Below are 19,217 nucleotides of genomic sequence, written 5' to 3' on the forward strand. Positions count from 1 at the left end.
ACTATTCCTCCTTGCTATCTTCGTTTTCCGTCTTTTGGGTGGTGTCGGTACTGTCGTAGTAGTCGCTACCGCGCAGGTAGGCATGAACATCCGATTCATCGGTGTTTTCGGCTGCGAGCTTTGACGCTATGGTCTTTACCGTCTTGTAGCTGGGGTTGCGCGAGTACTCGAGCGCCTTTGCGCACGCTTCCTCTAGAATCCCATCCCCATGGCGTCGTCCTAAGTCGAGCAAAGCCCGGCAGGTACGATAGGCCTGCTGCTCAACTGTCCTTGAGCGCAGCATCGCGTCGACGACAGCGGCAACTGAAGGTCCTTTCTCTGCAGCCCACCTGCGGAACCTGTCGCCATTCCACTCGGCAAAGTCACGGTGCGCATCAGGCATGTGCTCGGGGTTGGTGGAGTACTGACCCTTAGCGCCGTGGAGACGTGGATGGGTCGCCACACGCTCGCCATCGACAGCGATAACGACGGCGGTAGATGTCGCGGATATGTCAGCCTTCTTTCTCAGGCACGTAAACGGCACCGAGTAGAACATACCCTCGAAGGACACGTGATAGTTAAACTGTACGGTGGCGGACTTGTGCACGACGATTCTGTACGGGTGCGCCGGCAGTGGGATGAGTGAGTCCTTCTCCTGGCCGAGATACTCGCTTTTCCTGCTGCCATCGCGCTTCTGGAACGGGCGTGCGTTTATGGCCGCAATCTTGGCAGAAAGCGCCGTGTTAAGCTCATCGAGCGACAAAAAGACCCGATTGCGCAGAGGCGCCATCGCCTGGCGCTCGACAAGGCCGACAGCAGCTTCCACAGACCCTTTGTCGCGCGGACGCCTAGGGCGGGCAGGTACCACCGCGCATCCGTAGTGTTCGGCCATGCGGCGGTACTGCTCATTTATGATGAGCTCGTTAAGCGTGTTTTTAGTTACGCTGGTCTTGCAATTATCTGGAACCAGTATTGGCGTTGAGCCACCGAAGAATGAGAATGCGTGCACATGCGCTGTCACCCACGATTCCTCGCCCATGTTGGGGAAGGCTTCGGCGAATATGTACTGCGACCACGGCAGGCATGCGACAAATACCCACGCTTTTCTGGCCAGACCCGTGTCTGGGTCATAGTACTCCGCGCGGTCACCAGCCCAATCAACTTCTATCTTCTCACCGCATTTACAGCCAACGCGCATCGTGAAGGCGTTTTCCTCGGCCCATTTGCGTTGCCGCTGACAAAACGCCGAGTATTGGTAGGGTTCGCCACCTGAGGCGATAGCCTCCTCGCAATACTCGTTCCAGCAAAGCGTAAGCGTCATGCCCCGACGCATGAGTTCGGCGTCTACCTTCTCGTGATCGATCGGGTGCTTTGACGAGCGGGATTCGGCTTTCGGGTAGAGTCTTGTTCGTATCGCCGCATCGTCCATTTCCTCAGGCAGCGGCCACGACAACCCATTTGCGCGCGCTCGCTTCTCGACCTCCTGCACAGTCGACTGTGCACATCCGCATGAATGGGCAGTGTTGTACTGGCTCACCCCCATCGACCTTAATCGCAGGATCTCTCTGTACTTGACCATTGTGATTCCCTTTCTCTCGATGGCCTAAGAGACGCCCATTGCGTCTCTGCGATCGATTCTAGAAAGGAAAAAAGCCCGGCATCGCCGGGCTGGGAAAATGCATCGGTGTACACCGACAGATCATGGAACGGCGCACCGATGCGCCGTGGAATCACGCACCGATTGGCGCGTAATATTCATCCCCTACTTATAATCCCAGCAAGCCGTCGTGCTTGGGACATGTGGTGGTGGTATTAAATGCGGCCATTCTTTCGGTTCGACGGGAGTTCAACCGGCTTGGCAGGCGTTGCCGCGTTTCCTAACGCGGCAATTCGACATAGCGCTATATGCTGTGACAGCTTCGACCTCCCATCTTGGGTTTGTTGATAAGGTGTTTGCCACAGCAGGGCTTTGATGCCACTGTACTTGTTGATGAAAAACCTCCGAAGTTTTGTAAGAGCCGATCCACCTAACTGGGACTGGTCCTAGTTGTATATGGGGTGGCTCCTTTACAGTTCCTTTGCGAGCACATCGGCTATGCGTTCGCTTGCGTGCCCGTCGCCGTAGGGGTTGGATGCATGCGACATCGACTCGTAAGCGGTGCGATCGTCCAGCAAAAGCGAGAACTCTCGGTAGATAGTCGTCTCCTCGGTGCCGACCAGGCGCAGCGTGCCTGCCGCCACGCCCTCGGGGCGCTCGGTGTTGTCGCGCATGACGAGCACGGGCTTGCCGAGCGAGGGAGCTTCCTCCTGAATGCCGCCCGAGTCGGTGAGGATGAGGTGCGATCTCGCCATGAAGTTGTGAAAGTCCACGACTTCCAGAGGCTCAATGATGCGCAAGCGGTCGAAGCCATCCAACTCCTCGTGCGCGGCTTTGCGAACAAGCGGGTTCATGTGTATGGGATAAATCGCCTTCGTGTCGGGGTGCTCTTCCATAACACGCCGGATTGCACGGAACATACGGTGCATCGGCTCACCCAAGTTCTCGCGGCGATGAGCCGTTATAAGGAAGAGACGACTTCCAGCAGCCCAATCGAGTTCAGGGTGAGAGTAGCCGTCGCGCACCGTGGTACGCAATGCGTCGATGCCAGTATTGCCGGTAACGAAAATGTGCTCCACGGGCTTGGCCTCGTCAAGCAGGTTCTGGCGCGAGGTCTCCGTGGGCGCAAAGTACCAGCGGGACGCCACGTCCACTGCCTGCCGGTTGAACTCCTCGGGCCAGGGGCTATATAGGTCACGTGTGCGTAGGCCTGCCTCCACGTGCCCTATGGGGATTTGTAGATAGAACGCCGCGAGAGCCGCAGCGAACGAGGTCGTTGTATCCCCGTGCACAAGCACGCCATCCGGCCTCTCGCTCTCAAGCACATCCTTGATCTTCAACAGTACGTCGCAGGTCACATCGAAGAGTGTCTGCCCAGGCCTCATAATTGACAAGTCATGATCTGGCACGACATTGAAGACCCGTAACACCTGGTCGAGCATCTCACGGTGCTGACCTGTCACGCAGACGATCGTTTCAAACTCATCGGATCTACTCTTAAGCTCCTTTACGAGTGGACACATCTTTATCGCCTCTGGACGCGTCCCGAAGACGAGCATTATCTTGATTTTGCACATCCGAAACCTCTCTAACGTTCAGCAATCATTCGCATTATCAAAACCACCCTCCTTGGTGCTGTCGCTGCGCAATCCCTGCTTCGCAGATTGTTTCTGACCAGCAATCGACACAGTTTCCAGATCTTTAAGAACGATATGAGTAAACTCGCTAGATCCGGTCGCGTTCAAGAATTCGGAGTCGAAGAATAATTCGTGCCTTTCAACAAAGCGTTCGTCGCGCAAATAGTCGAGAACAGGCGCATCTACACCAGATTCGACGATGTTGTCGTACATGAAGGCCTTGAGGAACGCGTCCGAGAAGCGATCGAGCATCACATTCGTCATCGGCGGTATAACCAGAGCGGGCATGGCACCGATTGCCCTAATTTGCTCGACGATCTTTCGTAGGTTCTTCCGGTTGGCTTCGAACTCAGACGCCATTCTCGCGGCAGGAGCAGCATCTTTCAGATTCTTTAGGCCGAAGTTTCGGCACCATGCCTGTTCCATACAAATGGCTTCCTCTTCCCGCTCCTCTTCACTCATGCATTGATGAACTGGCATTGTCGTGGAAACATCCCTCACAACAGAGAACAGAGCCCTTTTCGATGACAGGACAGGCAGCATACGCTCCTGAAACGCAACCAAGGGGCTGTATTCCCTAATGTCCTCACAAGGCAGAAAGTGGTAGTACATTCGGTTGTTCTGCCCCGGGTAGTGAAGCACAGCAAACAATAGCGGGGCAATGGCAACGATCACGATGGCACCAGTCGCGAATCTGTCCGAATACCGGCGAAGTATCGCAAGATCATACGAAAGGGTCTGCGACTTGAGCGCGAAGTTGAAGCCTTTGACCCCCGCAACCTCGTAGTCGAACGCTTCGCGTGCATGCGCGGAGCCGAGATTGGCCACGGTCAGCCCCCTCGGCACCTCTTCGATATATTTCTCCAGCTGCGAGACCTTGAGCTTCCAGTGGTTCGTTCCGAGGTATCTCGCATTCGCCGCAAAGACACATGCGACGAGAGCCATCGCGACGATTAAAACGACTAGCAGCGCATCAACGAGCATGACTCGCCTCCGTCCAATGCAATGACCTGACCCGTCATATGGCGAGCTGCAGGCGAAACGAGCCACACAGAAAGATCGGCGATTTCCTCGGCAACGGCCATCCTTCCGTCAGACGCTGGTGGATACCCCAGCTCGCTTTCCGAGGATCTCCCATTGAGGGGAGTGGCAACAGGTCCTGGCGCTATAGCGTTCACAGTGATGCCCTCCTTGAGAAGTTCTTTGCCAAGGCCCTGCGTCAAGCCGCAAATGCCATGCTTGGAGACCGCATAGCACGACCACGCCCCCATAAGCCCCGTGTTCGAAGCAATGTTGATGACGGTGCCTTCACACCCTCGCTTCATAACTCGCCTACAAAACTCCTGAGCTACGAAGAAAGTTCCTTTGAGGTTCGAGTCCACCACCTCATCCCACACCGCTTCCGAGCAATCAAGAAACGAGGGACATCTATACACTCCAGCATTGTTGACCAAGATATCAGGAGTATCCTGAGAGAACACGTCCTCCATAACACGCGCAATGGCCGCTCGATCTCGAACGTCTAGCTGATGTGCGACAAATCCCCTCTCGCCCAACTCTGCGAGCTTCGAGGCGTTTCTTCCCGTCACATGCACGACCGCTCCCTCGTCGCTGAGTCTTTCGGCAATCGCCAGGCCAATTCCGCTCGTCGCGCCGGTTACAAGTGCAGACCGCCCTTGCAGCCTCGCGTCTGCTGAGAGAACGTTGACGTTTGCGTAGACAGGCTGCCTTGCCAACACGTCTTTAACCTTTTTCAGTATTTCAATCATAGAGTCCTCCTGTCCAGTATCGCCGATAGCAGCTTCCTCGCCAGCCTGACCAAATCAAAAGCCTTAACGACGCCGATCAGTAAAACGGAACTCGCAAGGAGCTTCAGCGCCACCGAGTCGGCCAGAAATGACAGCGCCATCCAGGCGACGAGAAGCACCCACACAGAACCGACCCGCACGTTGAAGAGCATGCCCATATCGAACGCGCCTTGATAATAGAGCACAGCGAGCATGAACGTGAGCATGATGGCATAGCCCGCAAGAACAGCGCATGCCAAGCCGACAGCGCCGAGACTCAAGAACGCAACCGTGCAAAAGATCGTCGCTATCGCCCAGATCAGATTGCCCACGAAGGCTGTCCACATCTTCTGCCTTTGGATCACTTTTCGATTGACCCCATTGAGATATGATCCGACCACGCACGAAGCCATAAGCGCTGTCATGCAGTCGGAGAAGCTCTTTGCGTCATATGTTTCGCCGTACAGAACAGTCAGCACACCAGAAAACGGAACAATGAGCGCAGATATTACTATTGCAACGATCCACTCAGTTAACATGCTGAGCCTCTCGATGCTTTCATCCGAATCCTTGGCGGCAATAAGAATAGGAAGCATCGCGTTTCCGAATGCTCCAAGAACGGTGGTGACCATCGTTCTCCACTGGAAGGCGGCAGAGTAGAGGCCGTACTCGGCATAACCTGCAGGCAAGTTGATAAGAAGGACGCCGCAGACCCAGTTCACCGGACCGACTAGAACGCCCGCAAGCATCGTCGGCAGAGCGAAGGAGCCCAGCAGTCGCAGCTCGCTTTTCGCACCTTTAAGGTCGAACCTTAAACTAAAGCGCCTCAGTCCCCTCCTAACAGAAACCCAGTACGCCAGGTTGGTGACCACGGCAACAACAGCAAGTGCCACGATGTAGCCGTCCACTCCCCAAAGAATAGCCGCAACGGGACAAAATATAATGTTCGCCATCCCTGAAACGATGTCAACCGTCATCACCTGCCGAAAGCGCTCCAAGCCAACGAGTGTTCCCCTCTGGATTCCGTTGTACGTGGAAAACGCGAGCGTTACCGCAGCTACTCTTAAGTAGGGAGCCATCGACGAGGATCCGAGCTGGGATTGCGCGATCGCATCCGCCGCCGCGAAAAGAACGCCGGCAAAGGACACGGACGAAACAAGCCCTACAGCAGCCGACATGCCGAGTATTCGATTGAGGCGATCTTTGTCGCTGTCTCTTAGCTCAGCAGCAAAGCGGGTCGTCAGAACCCCCAGTCCCAAAGCAGCCATGGTTGCAAACACCGCTGTGGTATTGACCACTATGCTTGCCTGGCCATAAAGTGTTGCGCCCAAGATGCGGGAGGCAAGCACCTGGGCTATGAAAACAGCTCCTTTGCTCGCGCAAAGCCCGGCTATATTGTATCCGAGCGCAGAGCCTACTCGCGCAATGCCCCCCATTAAGCTAAACGCCCCCTCTGCTTAAGATCTTGCGAATCAGTCTCTTCGCCCTCAAAAGGAATGGATCAGAGGCGTTTCTTCGAATGGCGTAGTCGAAACCATGAGCCACGAGATCGGCGTAGAATCGCTCGGAGCGTGAGTCTAGCTTCACGCAGCGAGTCAAAGCATTCATGTTGGCGCGTGTCAGCGTTTGCTCAAAGGGCACCTCATTCCAGACGAGACGAGAGGCGACACCCTCGAACAGTCCAACTCCTCGCGCCGTGTTAGCGAACACAACGGAGACTCCATGTGAGGTATCAATGTCAGGAAGGATCCTCTCGACGCCCCAGAAATCACCCAGGGTCACGTCGCTGCCATGAGGCGTGCCCTTGAAGTGACAGTGTTCGCAGCATTCGCGTACGTAGAGAGGATGGACGATGTATCCCCGCATGAACCCGTCGGTGTCTCTATCCTCGCGATAAACGCTTCCGTTGTCGAAGTCGACCCTCGTCGAGAATTGATTCCAGCTAATCTCCTTGTTCTTGAACCAAACCTTCGCCACACGGCTACCAGCGCGTCTCTCCAATGATTCGAGGTACTTGCGATAAACAAGGGGCGAGTTGCACCCTAGACAAAGGAAATCAACAGTAAAGAGGTTCGCTGGATCGCCAACCAATGTCTTCAACGCGGCTATCTCACACGGAGCTGCAGCGTACAAAACCTTGCGACCGGCATCAAGAAGGCGCCTTGCTTCGAGATAGGTGCCCTTTTTGTTGCTTTGGGCATACTTCGACTGCCGAAGCCGCGGAAGATCACCTATATCCTCGACAAGCATATGGGCTATCTGGTTGTCCTTGTCGTACGCCGCACCGAATACCGCTCCTCCTTCGAGAAGCACTACGGTTGCAAGCTCGGTGAACAAACCCCCCGAAGTGCTTAGGTAACGAGTATCTTCATTTCTTGAATATGCAGCGTATGCATGCATAACCGGCGTCAGGACCGAGTCTGGCGATGATGACATGACGGGGCATGACTGCACGCACTTTCCACACGAGACGCACGCGTTCTCATCAACACAAGGACAGAGGAAGCCTTTCTTATCCGGTTGCATGGAAACCGCATTCGCCGGACAGATGCTGTGGCAGGCCGCGCATCCTGTGCAATCCGTCGCATTTACCGTCTTTCCCACATGCGGTCTTCTCAATCCCACCAGACTCCCTCCTTGATTACCTTTGCGGGGACGCCTGCGACCAGCGAGTTGGGCGGTATGTCTTTGGTGACAAGCGCCCCCGCCGCGACTATCGATCCTTCACCGACGGTAACGCCCTTGAGAATAGTCGATCGGGTTCCAATCCATACGTGATCGCCGATTACAACCGGTCTTGCAGCGACCGGTTGGCCGCAAATCGAATGATGGTCGGAGTCCATAATCGTCACGTCATGTGAGATGGCGACCTCTTTCCCTATGTTTATCGATTTGGCGCAACGAATCTTGCAGTTTGAGTTGATGTAACCGCTTCCGAGGGTGAGCTCGCCTCCCGGAAACACAACGACATCGGCATCATAGAAGAATGAGAAGCTGCCAAGCGCTCTCACCCTCGCTCCTTTGTCCAATCTGATAGTGGACTTCCTCTCACCTCGACTGACGCAATTGGTATTGATGAATAGCTTCGCTCCTTCGTTAACTTGGATCTCTGATCCTCGCGCCATGCGAATTCGAGACCCCGCAAAAGGTATGACAACACCTTTTGCGGCCGGGTTCATGCATAAGCACAGAAAGCTTAAGTACGCGATGCGCAGCGCCATATGAACTTTTCTATTGAAATCTTTCATTATATCTAATCCCAGCTTTCTACTGCCGAGCAGAATTTGTCTTTTGACTCAGAAGAACATGTTCCAGCTGCATAAAACCGCTAGTCGTTTTCAGCGTCGATCTTATTTGCGATATCCGAGAAACAAGACTCTCGTGAACCTTGATCGATTCCCCCTGAAGCTCAACGAGTTTGCCGGGCAGCTTCTCATCAGCTCCAATCAGCGGGAGAACCCAGCGATCCGATCCGTAAACGAACTCGCACATCCCCTGCGCCTTCTGGCTGTAGGAGAGCAAGATGGTCGGCACGCCCTCACACATGGCGTTCACGGCGCAGTGCATGCGCGCTGCCACCACGAGGCGACAGCATCGGAGCATGCGTTTTGCATCGAGAAATCCCTTTGGCTCCACTATCTCGGCGCGAGCACAATGCGCGTTATCCATGGCGTTGTATATTCGTCGCAAAAAAAGCAAGTCATTGTCTTCCTTGCAAGGCGAAACAACATGAGGAATTAAAAGAGCGGGTAGTTTTGTCTGATCCATGAGAGAGGCAACAAGCGAGGCTAGTCGCGCCACATCCAAATCTGAGACGCCTCCGTATAATTCGTGCAACGAGAGCGGGCTGAGATTTATCCCCAAGTATTTGGCGCTATCCCAATAGTGGAGACCCTCGCTCCCGTCGGTTACGAAGAATGCCGGATCGGGCATCAGGCAAACATTCTCACTCACTCCGATGGATTCGAGATACTTCACACTGCGTCTTTCGCGACAACAGACAAGGTCAATGTTTCGCAGATGATCGGCGTAGTAGTCCACGGCGGGCTTGTAGTCGCCGAAAGGACCGACGGATGCCCCGATGACGACTTCCGTGATACCGCGCTGCCGTGCGACCTCGCCTGCCCGGACGAGCGAGTTGAAGTACGGATACCTACCATGTTCACGCAGGTGGACCGGGATGGTGTAGATGTCACCGCCGATAGAGACGAGAGCGTCTGCGCCTTCGAGAATGGAATCGTAGTCTACTCTCGTCGAGTCAAAGGGGATGCACACAGCCCGTGCGATCTTGTTAACGACTTTTAAGGGTATGCCGCGCTTGCCGGTTCGAAGTTGTGCGACCTCGACATCTGTGTCTGTTATACGGCGCGCATCGTCCTCTGGGAGAGGAGTGATATATCGGATTTGTGCACCTGGCACAGCGTGCCGCAGAATGATCGCCGTTCCGCGCACGATAGCCTCGCAGCCGTAGTTATAGAGACCTCCAACTCCATACAGAGAAAGAATGGGGGCGCTATTGGTGTCCAACATATCTAATCCCCCTTCAATATTTTGCGAACAATCTCGACGATGTTCACGGAATCGAAATATGCTCTACTGCGCTTGGAATAGCCACCATAGTCAGCCTCGATTTGACGCACCGCCTCGACGATGGAGCCCGGATCATTGATGTTACAAGTTACGCCCAAGCCCACCTGCGTAAAAACCGAAGTAAGACCAGGAACATCAGAACCAATCATAGGAAGACCGAAACGCGAGTATTCCCATATCTTGTTTGGAGCACAGTAAAGCGCATTGAGCGGCGACTGTCTGCCAGCGAAAGCAGGCTGATAAGGAAGAAGGCCAATGTGGGCATGTTTGGTAAAGACGAGGTGTTGGGGAGCCGGCACAAACTCAACGAGAACAATACTGTTACTACCTACGATCTTCTCGCGAAGTGCCCTTCCGCTCTCGTCATCCCTCAGTCCCATCAGGTACAAGACGTAGTCCTTGCCCAACATCTCAACTGCGTCGATACATCCTGAGAAATCCCTGTCTGGGGAAATAACACCCTGATAGAGTAAAACACGTCTGCGCTCCTTACAAAGTCGAGAGAGCGAGTCGGCGTACTCCCTTGTTAATGACGTTTCGTCGCCTTGGAGGAAAGGCTTGTTAGGTAGGACCGCAGGTCTTCTAGAAAGGCGCCACCAAGCCTGCTGTATAAAAGATCTGTTGTACTCGGGAACAACAACACGGTAAGCTTGGCGGGCAAGTTCCAAAACGTAGTCAGCTTTAAGAGGAAAGGCGTCATTATGACCGAGTCGCGGTGGTGCAGAGGTTGAAAGCTCCAACAGCTGCATAACATGCCTGAACTCAAATAGATCACACCCGCAGTCTCTCGCTGAACATTCGGTCACTGTCCACACAACGTCGAACTTCTGTCTACCGCGCAGGATACGCTGCAACTTCCTTTGGGTATCAGAATCGCTCTTCATGCGGCTGATCTTGGAGTCTCCTCTAGGCCCAAGCTCGAAAGAAGAGAATTCACTGCAGCTAGATAGTTCGGCTGGAATCCCAGCAACATTGCGACAAGCCAAGACAACACAATGACCCAAGTTAAGCAGAGCTCCGCAGACAGTAATTGCTGGAGGTAAGGTTTCGATGTTTCCGTCAGTTGCAACGACAAAGATAGTACTCATCTTGTTAATCCTTCAACAGTTTTATGGCTGGCCTAATGTCTCCTCTAAGTCTCCGTTCATCTATGGAGGCATCCAGTTCCTGCAGCGAGACTCCGAGATGACCACGTGCTACAAGAACAAGGCAAAAAGCTAGGTACACAGCATAAGAAGAGAAGAAAGAAGGCTCGGACGTACTTGTAACAAGAAGATAAATTGGTATAGCCATAGCTGCCCAGAAAAAGCACTTTGAACGTCTGGCATCAGAAGCCACTCCCTTTACAAAAACTATGACCATAACAAGATAAGTGGCGAAGCCGATCCAACCAAATTGTGCAATAACCGTAGGCCAAAACATATCGGCTAAATAAGCGGGATCGGAAGGAGTAAGTCCATAAATTAGATTCAATCCGAACAAGTAATATAGCGATGTGTAGGCAGTCTTGCTAACCTCACAACCGTATGTCCCAAAGCCGGAACCAAGGGGAAATAACCAGTTGGCAATACTCATAGATCTGTCAAGAAGGGCTGCTCTAGCAGTTTCATTGCCGGAGAAGTAGTACGTAGTAATTTGATCGGCAGCAAGCACGACAGCGCAGATCAGAGCAAGAAAAACGAAGCTAACAGTTATTCTGTTGGTCCTGCTGAATACAAACAAGGTAACAAGTATGATTCCAGCAAAGGCAATTGCCTTGTAACGAGTCGTAAAAAAAAGAAGGATGAAACAGCAGACAATATAGAATCGATTACTGCGTCTATCCATCATCAATAAGGCAAGCAGGCCGACAATTGAGGCGGAGAAGTTGCTGGGGTGAGCGAAAAAGAATACGAAATTTCTGATTCCAAATCGAGTTTCGGTTGTCATGCCAATGCCGACTACCTGGTCCGCCACCAGACAAATCATCATGACGATGATATAGGCCTTACCAATTCCGACACAAAGAGATAAAAGTGTATGCGAGACGCCATGGTCATTCAGAATCTTCAGAGAAAGAAAGGCGATGAAAAACTTCAAGCAGGTAAAGAAATCTATGGCAACCGCGCTCCAAACACTCTGAAAAGAACTGACAACATTCCCAAGAAACCCAATGCCCATAAGAAAAAAGCAGCCAGCAATAAGCAACTTGTCTTCAAGTGACAACCAAAGAGAGCTATGTCCACCAACTATCTTCCTTAGCGCAAGAAAAGCAAAGATGAGAGCAGAAAGCTCATCTATGTAGGCTGCAGGTCCCCAGACTTTGCTCTGAAGGCAGTTTTCGACAAGAAGTAGAGCGAACAGTAAAGCACCTGCTAGATCAACGATCCTGAGATCCCCCACGACACCGACCCCACGTCGCGTGGTAATCTTTCTAGTCATCCGTCCTCCTTCTTAGCATAGAGGAACGAAGAACTTTTGTTTTTTGGAATAAGCGAAATGCGATCCGTCCAAGAAAGGGCGAGTATCTAGTAAGGGTTATTGAGATCCAGTCCACAATTGAGAGATCAAAAGAGTTCGAAAAGCAACTGCTACTACGTAGCCTTCTGATAACGTCGAGATATATTTCCTTGCTCGTATCGTCACGCTCTTCAACAGAACGATAAATTCGTGCCATGCGAGCACACTCAACCTGTTCTCTAGCTAAACAGGCATCCCTCACTTTTGAGGACGCATGCTCAGAAAAACGTTTCTCGTTACGTAGTAAAGCATCGTGGTAGTCGCGGTACTGCCTGACTGAAATATGGCGTTCTCTCGTGATGGAGCCACTTCGCATGAGTTGCCCATACAGGGGAGCCTGTATTTTAGCTACCTTGGAAGCTGAAGCAAAAATATCGGGCATCAGGAAAAGGTCTTCGTAGACTTTTCCAGTCGGAAAGGGATGAGCCGACCATAGTATCGTCGGTGCGAGCTTGCCACAGGCGGAGACACTAAATACCCTCCCGAGAAGCATCTCAACGAGTGCTTCCTCGGTATAATAGGTCAAATAAGTAGATCTGGAATGATTTGAGAAATCATAATAATCTGCACTACTTATTTCTATTGAGTCGCATGCGGACAGATCGCAGCCGCCTTCAAAGATCGGTTTAGCGAGTTCATCGATATAGTATCGGGAGACAAAATCATCTCCATCGACGAATGCGACGTAGTCACCGTGCACAACAGAAAGCCCAGCGTTTCGGGCATCAGAGAGCCCTCCGTTAACCTTATGCACAACGCGCACGCGCGGATCTTGTAGGGCAAATCGATCACACATATCGCCCGATGAATCTGTTGAACCATCATCTACAAGTACGATATCAAGATTCGCATATGACTGGGAAATAATGCTACGTACGCAATCGTTGAGATAGCCTTCAACATTATAGATAGCCACTACAATGGAAATGAGAGGGAGATCATCCGCATCCCTGCGAACAACAGACGCAACTTCAGAGGTTGTTTGTGAAGAGGCTGCAGCGCCCGAAACCAAGTTCATAGACCCCTCCTAGCCCGCTTCTCCTCCGCGCGTAAGATACGGAAGAAGCGGGCATTACCCACCACATACCTTTTCACGAGCCTTCGTGGTTCCTGAAACATACGGAAAAGCCATTCGAGTCGCGCCTTCTGCATCCATACTGGTGCGCGCGGGATATTGCCCGACACTACATCAAAAGCTCCCCCTACACCCACGTAAGCCCCAGAAACCCCAAGCTCGCGGAAGCCTTCTATTAATTGTTCTTTCTTAGGACTCGTAATACCTACGAACACAATCGCCGGACGCAAGGCAGACACCTCGTCATACACTGAATCTAACTCGTCTTCTTTGAAGTAGCCATCACGGAGGCCGCAAACATTAAGTTTCGGGTACTTCTCCCGCAATACGTCAACCGCCTTAGCCACAATCTCAGACTTGGCCCCCAGGAGATAAATGGGATACCCCGCCTTCTCAGCGAGAGCGCACAGCTCCCACATTAGATCAACTCCAGCTACACGCTCCGGTACGTCAACTCCAAGTCTTTCGGCAGCCATTACCATAGATGCACCGTCTGCGTTCACTACCTCACAGCGACGTACGCAGGCATCCATCCAAGGGTCGTCACGCATCTGTAATAGTTTGTCTGCGTTTACTCCCATAAGGTGCGCAAAGCATCCCTCACGCACTATACGATCACAAGCTTCAACGGTCTGAGCCATGGACCAAGGATCTATCGGCACACCAAGTACCTTGACTCGCTGCGGGAGATCGGAGTAAAGACCTGCCATCTATGCCGCCCCCTCTCCGGTGAGCATTGCGCGAATGGTACTGAAAATAAGATCCAAATCATGTCGCGTAGAACGTTTATCTATGTATCTAAGATCGAGTGTGACCATGTCATCAAAGCCAACATCGGAACGGCCCTTAACCTGCCAAGCACCTCCGCAACCGGGCTTCACGGTTAAGCGCTGTTTGGCTCGTACGTTGTATTGGACAACTTCATTGGGCAGCCCCGGGCGAGGACCGATGAGACTCATATCGCCCAAAAAGACGTTGACCAGTTGAGGGAGCTCGTCGAGGGAGTGTTTACGAATGAAGTGCCCAATGTTAGGGATGATACGGGGGTCATCCTTTATCTTAAACAGCGGGCCATCGGCCTCGTTCTTGTCTTGAAGATCGTCGAGCATCTGATCAGCGTTGGGCACCATGCTCCTGAACTTCCACATACGGAAGAGCTTGTAAGTGCCGTCTTTCCGCAGGCGCCCCACACGCAGTTGACTATAAAAAGGACTCGCACCGGGCGACTTAATACAGATGACGGCGCACATCACGAGACCCGGCACCAACAGCACCAAAATGGCCGCGCCCGACGCCGCGATATCGAAGGCACGTTTGACGGCGCGATAACCGTAACGCGACAGGTCGGGGCGGATACCGGAGTTCGTTGTCGCGAGTACAGAGGCAGCCTCAGCGTCAGTCATGTTGGCAGAGCATTCAACAGATACAGAAAGGGCGTCGGCCCGAAACAAACGCTCGGCCGATTCCTCGGCTGCTGCAAAACCCTCTGCAGGTTCCATGCAGAGAGCATCTGCTACTCCGTTGACCATGCTGCTTGCCAACCCTGCTTCCTTTCCTTCATCCTGAGCGCCCTCTTGAGCGCGCAATAATCCCGGTTCGTTTCCCTACGTCATTGCCGCTTGGTAGTGCTCCGCTGGCAGGTGACGCGCAGACCCACTTGAGCCTCCACCTCTTGTCCGGCCACGCTCATGCGCACGTAGGCGCGCTTGCCTCGGTTCCTTACGCGGCGGATCAGGTTTTCGCGGCCGCAAAGCGGCCCGCTCGTCACCGTGATCGCACCGCCCGTGCCGACGTGTCCCTCCGAGAAACCGACGGTGCGGTGTCCTGGGCGCGTGAGTTCACCTAGAAGCGCGACCTCACCCGGCTTCATCTCCGCAGCGCTGGGGCCGTCTTGCAGCAGCTCGTCGATGCCGCGCGCGTGGCGCAGGGCCGCGCGTACCTCGCGCCTTCCAGGTGCCACGGCCACGAGCAATCCCGGAGCTAAGGGTTCCTGCGGCGGATCCGAGCCTTCGCGCGGCAAGCCCACTTCGGCTCGCGGCACGAACAGCTCCTCAAGGCCGTCGGAAAGCGCACGCTTCTGCAAAAGGGTGAGCGCTTGCTCCTCACAGCCTGGTTTCACGTTGATCGCAAACCACATGAGCGCCCCCTAGCTCTTGAACGGCACGTCCATGGGCACACACTCGGCAAACCCTCCGTCCACATCTACGAAGCAGAAGCGCTTGTGGCGGTTCACCTTGACCACACGATCCTCCTGGCCGACAAGCGGGCCCGATTGCACATGCAGCACGCCGTCCTCAATGACGGCGGTGCTCGTGCGGATGACACGCTCTGTGTCGAGAACGCCCTCGTACCACTCCTGCGCGGCTGCGGAGAGCGGCGCGAAGTGCTTACCGGCGTCGGCCTTCGCTATGCGCGCAGGGAAGGAGAGCTTGGCAAGCTCCTTGTCTAAGGTGAGCACGTCCTTCGTCACGACGAAGAAGTACTCGTGATACATCGGAACCGGGTAGAGGCTCCATGTACCGTGGTATTTGCGCCAGCGCTCTTTGCGCATCACGAATGCGTCCTCCAGCAGGTCAGGAGGCATGAGCTTGCGCACCTTCTCGCAGGTGGCCTGCTCGCACCCAGGGGCGTGGACCACATACCAGCGTCTGGTGCCGCGAGGCGTGCGTCTGCCAACCGGCATTCCTCCGAGAGTCAGCGTTTCCGCAGGTTGTTTGGTCATATCCACCCCCCTTGCCTACTTTTGGTCAAGACAAGACGCGACCGCGGCCTGTTAAAGGCGGCGATCTGCGCCTCTTGCCGGTGAGGGTGTTGGAAAAGTACACTTAAAAATTAGGGGTACCAGTAAACGAAAAACGGTAATGAAAACCGTGTGAACAGGGTAAACATTTCAAGAGACGTGTATAATCCGCCAAAAGACGTGTATAATTCACGACATTGTCGGTGAGTGAAAAGGTGTACTTTTTCAGACGTTGAAAACGTGGTCTGAACAGGTCTTATTCAATTGTTTCTAAGGATTTGTTTTTCAGCGGCGGTTGTCATGTGCCGCTAGCTTTCGGCCTTATCCTTGCGCTCTTCGCGCAGCCACTTGTCAAACGTGCTCAGGCTCACCTTCAGTCTCCCGGCCGCCTCAGCACGTGTGATGTGCCCCTCCAAGTATGCCTGCCTTGTCGCCTTATAGCTCGTAGGCTTCTTCTTGCTCGGACGCCCGAACCGCACGCCGCGCGCCTTCGCCGAAGCAATTCCTTCAGCCTGGCGCTGGCGAATGTTTTCGCGCTCCATCTGCGCGACGTAGCTCAAAAGCTGTAGCACGATATCAGCGATGAACACGCCCGTGACGTTTTCCTTGGACTCCCGGGTGTCAAGCAGTGGCATGTCGAGCACCACGATCGCGCATCCCATGTGCTTTGTGATGTTTCTCCACTCATCTATGATCTCGTCGTAGTTGCGCCCCAACCGGTCGATGCTTTTGACGACCATCACGTCACCCGGCTCCATCACATCCATGAGACGCTTATACTCTGGCCGCTCGAAGTCCTTGCCGCTTGCCTTGTCTGCGAACACGTTTGACTTATCAATCGGGAAGGCCAGAAGAGCATCGAGCTGCCTGTCTAGGTTTTGGTCTTTGGAGGATACGCGGGCGTACCCGTAGGTTGCGTTTGACATGGATGCCTCCTTCATATGTCGCATCGCGATCGCAGAAAGCGATACTCAGCACCACATGGGGCGCACGGGGTGCTTGGCTCGCCTCGTGCGGTGCTGTCGTATCTCTTAATTAAGCAGGTTGAGATGTGGATGCGTACACGACGGTGCGATAATTTCCCGTCTGATCGCTGCAGGTCGCAAAGGCCCAGACCACATCACTTGTGCTCACACCCCCGTCGAGCACCAGATCGCTTCGGGTTATGGCACCTTCGACGTATGCGACGCGATCCTCATCTGTGGCGAAGCTCGTGCGCAGCATCTCTTGGCGTGCGTCGACCACGTCAACTGCCCTGACCTTGAGCTCATAGCATCCGCCATCTGTGCGTGTGTGCACGTAGATGACCTCGTGCTGCCGCGCGTATGTCTCGTCGATAAAGTTTGCGAAGTCGGCAAAGACCGTGCCGTCGCTTAAGTTGTGACCGTAGACCATGGCGAATGGGGAGTCCACCGTGCACTCGCAGTCGATATACGGGGTGCCGTATGCACCCTGCCCTAATGCGTCCTCGTAGAGGTATCTGTTCGGGCAGTCCGGTGTCGCCTGCGCTATGGGCTCATCGATGGTTGTCCCAGGCACCTCCACCCATGCGACGATTGACTCTGGAAGCGCATCCCAGTCGATTGGGCAGGGCTGCTCGCCCCCAGGTTCGGTTCCTGCTTCTACGTCGGGCTGCCTTGCGGGCGCGGGACTGGCGTCAGGTGGGAGCGTTTGCCAGAGTGCGAAGGCGAGAAGACACGCCACCGCGACACTCAAGAAAAAGCGCGCGACGATGCCGTGGAGGCGGGAAAAACACCCGCCTCCACACTTAGCGCTGCGTGTGCGCCTACTTCTCATCGGAGGGTTCCGCTTCGCTGCGCTCACGTCGCCTTAGGAACGCGCTTGTGCCCCCTGCTAAGCTAAACGCAACAAGTGCGCATGCGCTTGCCCCGACGGCGCACGCTGTGACGACGGCGCCGGTCTTGGGATATCCCTTGCCGGAAGCCTCAGGCTCAGGCGTTTGCCCAGGTACGGGTTCTGGCTCAGGCGTGGGCTCATCGGACACGATGTTTACCGTCTGGGCCTCATCATTAATATCTGCATGGGTTGCAACCTCAATGCCATCCTTTACGAGCGTTTCGAATACAACGGCGGTCTTTTCCTCAAGTCCCGTGGCGTCGAACTCGAAAGTGACCTCGACTTCGCCGTCGGGCTGCTCGGGCGTGAACACGGAAGACGCTGTGATTTCTTTGCCCTGGGCGTCCTTTAGCGGCTCGCCTGTGGCCTTGTCCATAAGGGTGCCGGTTACGACGTACTCCTTGCCGACGGCGAGGTTTTCGTAAGACACTGTGTCTACGATTTTGGCCTTGTCATTGGCGATCACGTTCTTGTCGCCGTCAGCGCCGTCTGCTGCTGTCGTGTGGATGGACGGAAAGCTCACTGTCTGACCTTCGTCGTTGATGTCTTCGTGTGTGGCGATGATGCTCTCATCCTTGTCGGTGAGCTTCTCGAAGAAGACAACCGACGTGCCCGCAAGCTTGGTCGTGTCGATGTCGACCGTGACGTCCACGGTTCCGTCAGGAGTATTCGGTGTGAACACGGTAGTACCCACCTTCGGAAGCCCGTCATCGCCTGTAAGAGCAGTGTTTGTAGACTTGTCCATGAGGGTGGTAAAGATGCGGTACTCATGTCCGGGGGTAAGGCCTGTATAGGCAACAGTGTCGATGAGCTTGCCGTCTTTCGTGGCGGCTCCTTCGCTTGTATTCGTGATGCCGTCACGTGCCTGGGTAGCGATGTCAACGATGGCGACCGTCTGGTCAACGTCGTCAATGTCGGCGTGCACCATATACTCGGCGTCTTCGAAGAGCATGGTCTCAAACGCCACGAGCGACTTACCCGCAAGGCTTGTGCCTGCGAACGTGAAGGTCACCTCGACCGTTCCGCAGGATTCTTCTGCGGTGAAGGTGGTAGAAGCGGTGATCTCGTTGCCCTCATCGTCAAGTGCGGGCGCACCGGTGGCCTTGTCCATGAGTGTGCCTGATGCCGTGTAGACGTTACCCGGAATAAGACCGGTGTATTCGATTGTGTCTACAATGGCAAGCTCATCCCGCGCTTGGCCCTCGTGGGTACCCGACTCTGCATCTGTTGCCGTGGTCTTCATGGTCTTTGGTGTGTTCTCAAGCTCAAACACATGGGTCTGAGCCATAGACTCTGTCTCATCCCACTCGATCATGCCTTGGTCGTTTACCGTAAAGTCGATGACACGAGCGCTTCCTTCCTCGTCAAGGTCGGTGATGGCATAACCTTCGGGTGCCTCAACCTCTTGGATGTGATAGCTTCCGTGCTTGGCATAGGCAAGCGATATCATGCCCTC

Annotated in this window: 18 protein-coding genes; all 18 read right to left on the minus strand. The window is 54.2% G+C overall.

Features of this window, described 5'->3' with window-relative positions; genetic code table 11:
- Window position 1: 1 nt before the first annotated feature.
- Entirely contained in the window at window positions 2-1,558 is a 1,557-nt protein-coding gene (gene istA, locus G7Y44_RS08375; protein ID WP_165249032.1) for an IS21 family transposase, read from the minus strand.
- A gap of 488 nt (window positions 1,559-2,046) precedes the next feature.
- On the minus strand, window positions 2,047-3,153 hold the full coding sequence (gene wecB, locus G7Y44_RS08380; protein ID WP_206214443.1) for a non-hydrolyzing UDP-N-acetylglucosamine 2-epimerase: 1,107 nt from the start codon (window positions 3,151-3,153) through the stop codon (window positions 2,047-2,049).
- An 18-nt stretch (window positions 3,154-3,171) separates the two neighbouring features.
- Window positions 3,172-4,197: a hypothetical protein gene (locus G7Y44_RS08385; protein ID WP_165249034.1), complete on the minus strand. Its 1,026-nt coding sequence runs from the start codon at window positions 4,195-4,197 to the stop codon at window positions 3,172-3,174.
- Window positions 4,176-4,982: an SDR family NAD(P)-dependent oxidoreductase gene (locus G7Y44_RS08390; protein ID WP_165249036.1), complete on the minus strand. Its 807-nt coding sequence runs from the start codon at window positions 4,980-4,982 to the stop codon at window positions 4,176-4,178. The genes G7Y44_RS08385 and G7Y44_RS08390 overlap by 22 nt, the downstream gene beginning before the upstream one ends.
- Window positions 4,979-6,436, minus strand: a complete 1,458-nt coding sequence (locus G7Y44_RS08395; protein WP_165249038.1) for an oligosaccharide flippase family protein — start codon at window positions 6,434-6,436, stop codon at window positions 4,979-4,981. The genes G7Y44_RS08390 and G7Y44_RS08395 overlap by 4 nt, the downstream gene beginning before the upstream one ends.
- A gap of 4 nt (window positions 6,437-6,440) precedes the next feature.
- On the minus strand, window positions 6,441-7,625 hold the full coding sequence (locus G7Y44_RS08400; protein ID WP_165249040.1) for a Coenzyme F420 hydrogenase/dehydrogenase, beta subunit C-terminal domain: 1,185 nt from the start codon (window positions 7,623-7,625) through the stop codon (window positions 6,441-6,443).
- Window positions 7,616-8,248 (minus strand): acyltransferase, encoded by a 633-nt coding sequence (locus G7Y44_RS08405; RefSeq protein WP_206214444.1) that lies wholly within the window; start codon window positions 8,246-8,248, stop codon window positions 7,616-7,618. Before G7Y44_RS08405 ends, G7Y44_RS08400 begins: the two co-directional genes overlap by 10 nt.
- A 19-nt stretch (window positions 8,249-8,267) precedes the next feature.
- Complete coding sequence (locus G7Y44_RS08410) at window positions 8,268-9,530, minus strand: polysaccharide pyruvyl transferase family protein (protein WP_165249042.1); 1,263 nt, start codon at window positions 9,528-9,530, stop codon at window positions 8,268-8,270.
- Between the two features lie 2 nt (window positions 9,531-9,532).
- On the minus strand, window positions 9,533-9,979 hold the full coding sequence (locus tag G7Y44_RS08415) for a glycosyltransferase family 4 protein (protein WP_165249044.1): 447 nt from the start codon (window positions 9,977-9,979) through the stop codon (window positions 9,533-9,535).
- Window positions 9,980-10,682: 703 nt separating this feature from the next.
- On the minus strand, window positions 10,683-12,011 hold the full coding sequence (locus G7Y44_RS08420; protein WP_165249046.1) for a hypothetical protein: 1,329 nt from the start codon (window positions 12,009-12,011) through the stop codon (window positions 10,683-10,685).
- Window positions 12,004-13,107, minus strand: a complete 1,104-nt coding sequence (locus G7Y44_RS08425) for a glycosyltransferase family 2 protein (protein ID WP_165249048.1) — start codon at window positions 13,105-13,107, stop codon at window positions 12,004-12,006. The genes G7Y44_RS08420 and G7Y44_RS08425 overlap by 8 nt, the downstream gene beginning before the upstream one ends.
- Window positions 13,104-13,874, minus strand: coding sequence for a WecB/TagA/CpsF family glycosyltransferase (locus tag G7Y44_RS08430; RefSeq protein ID WP_165249050.1), 771 nt, complete (start codon window positions 13,872-13,874; stop codon window positions 13,104-13,106). Before G7Y44_RS08430 ends, G7Y44_RS08425 begins: the two co-directional genes overlap by 4 nt.
- On the minus strand, window positions 13,875-14,705 hold the full coding sequence (locus tag G7Y44_RS08435) for a sugar transferase (protein ID WP_241159232.1): 831 nt from the start codon (window positions 14,703-14,705) through the stop codon (window positions 13,875-13,877).
- Between the two features lie 68 nt (window positions 14,706-14,773).
- Window positions 14,774-15,301: a transcription termination/antitermination protein NusG gene (nusG, locus tag G7Y44_RS08440; RefSeq protein WP_165249052.1), complete on the minus strand. Its 528-nt coding sequence runs from the start codon at window positions 15,299-15,301 to the stop codon at window positions 14,774-14,776.
- Between the two features lie 9 nt (window positions 15,302-15,310).
- A complete protein-coding gene (locus G7Y44_RS08445) occupies window positions 15,311-15,886 on the minus strand; it encodes a hypothetical protein (protein ID WP_165249054.1) in 576 nt (191 codons plus the stop codon).
- A 326-nt stretch (window positions 15,887-16,212) separates the two neighbouring features.
- Window positions 16,213-16,830, minus strand: a complete 618-nt coding sequence (locus tag G7Y44_RS08450) for a recombinase family protein (RefSeq protein ID WP_165249056.1) — start codon at window positions 16,828-16,830, stop codon at window positions 16,213-16,215.
- A 109-nt stretch (window positions 16,831-16,939) separates the two neighbouring features.
- Window positions 16,940-17,701, minus strand: coding sequence for a class B sortase (locus tag G7Y44_RS08455; RefSeq protein WP_165249058.1), 762 nt, complete (start codon window positions 17,699-17,701; stop codon window positions 16,940-16,942).
- On the minus strand, window positions 17,691-19,217 hold a 1,527-nt coding region (locus tag G7Y44_RS08460; protein WP_165249060.1), incomplete at its 5' end, for a VaFE repeat-containing surface-anchored protein. The genes G7Y44_RS08460 and G7Y44_RS08455, both read right to left, overlap by 11 nt.

The sequence above is a fragment of the Adlercreutzia sp. ZJ141 genome (assembly GCF_011038965.1).
GTDB lineage: Bacteria > Actinomycetota > Coriobacteriia > Coriobacteriales > Eggerthellaceae > ZJ141.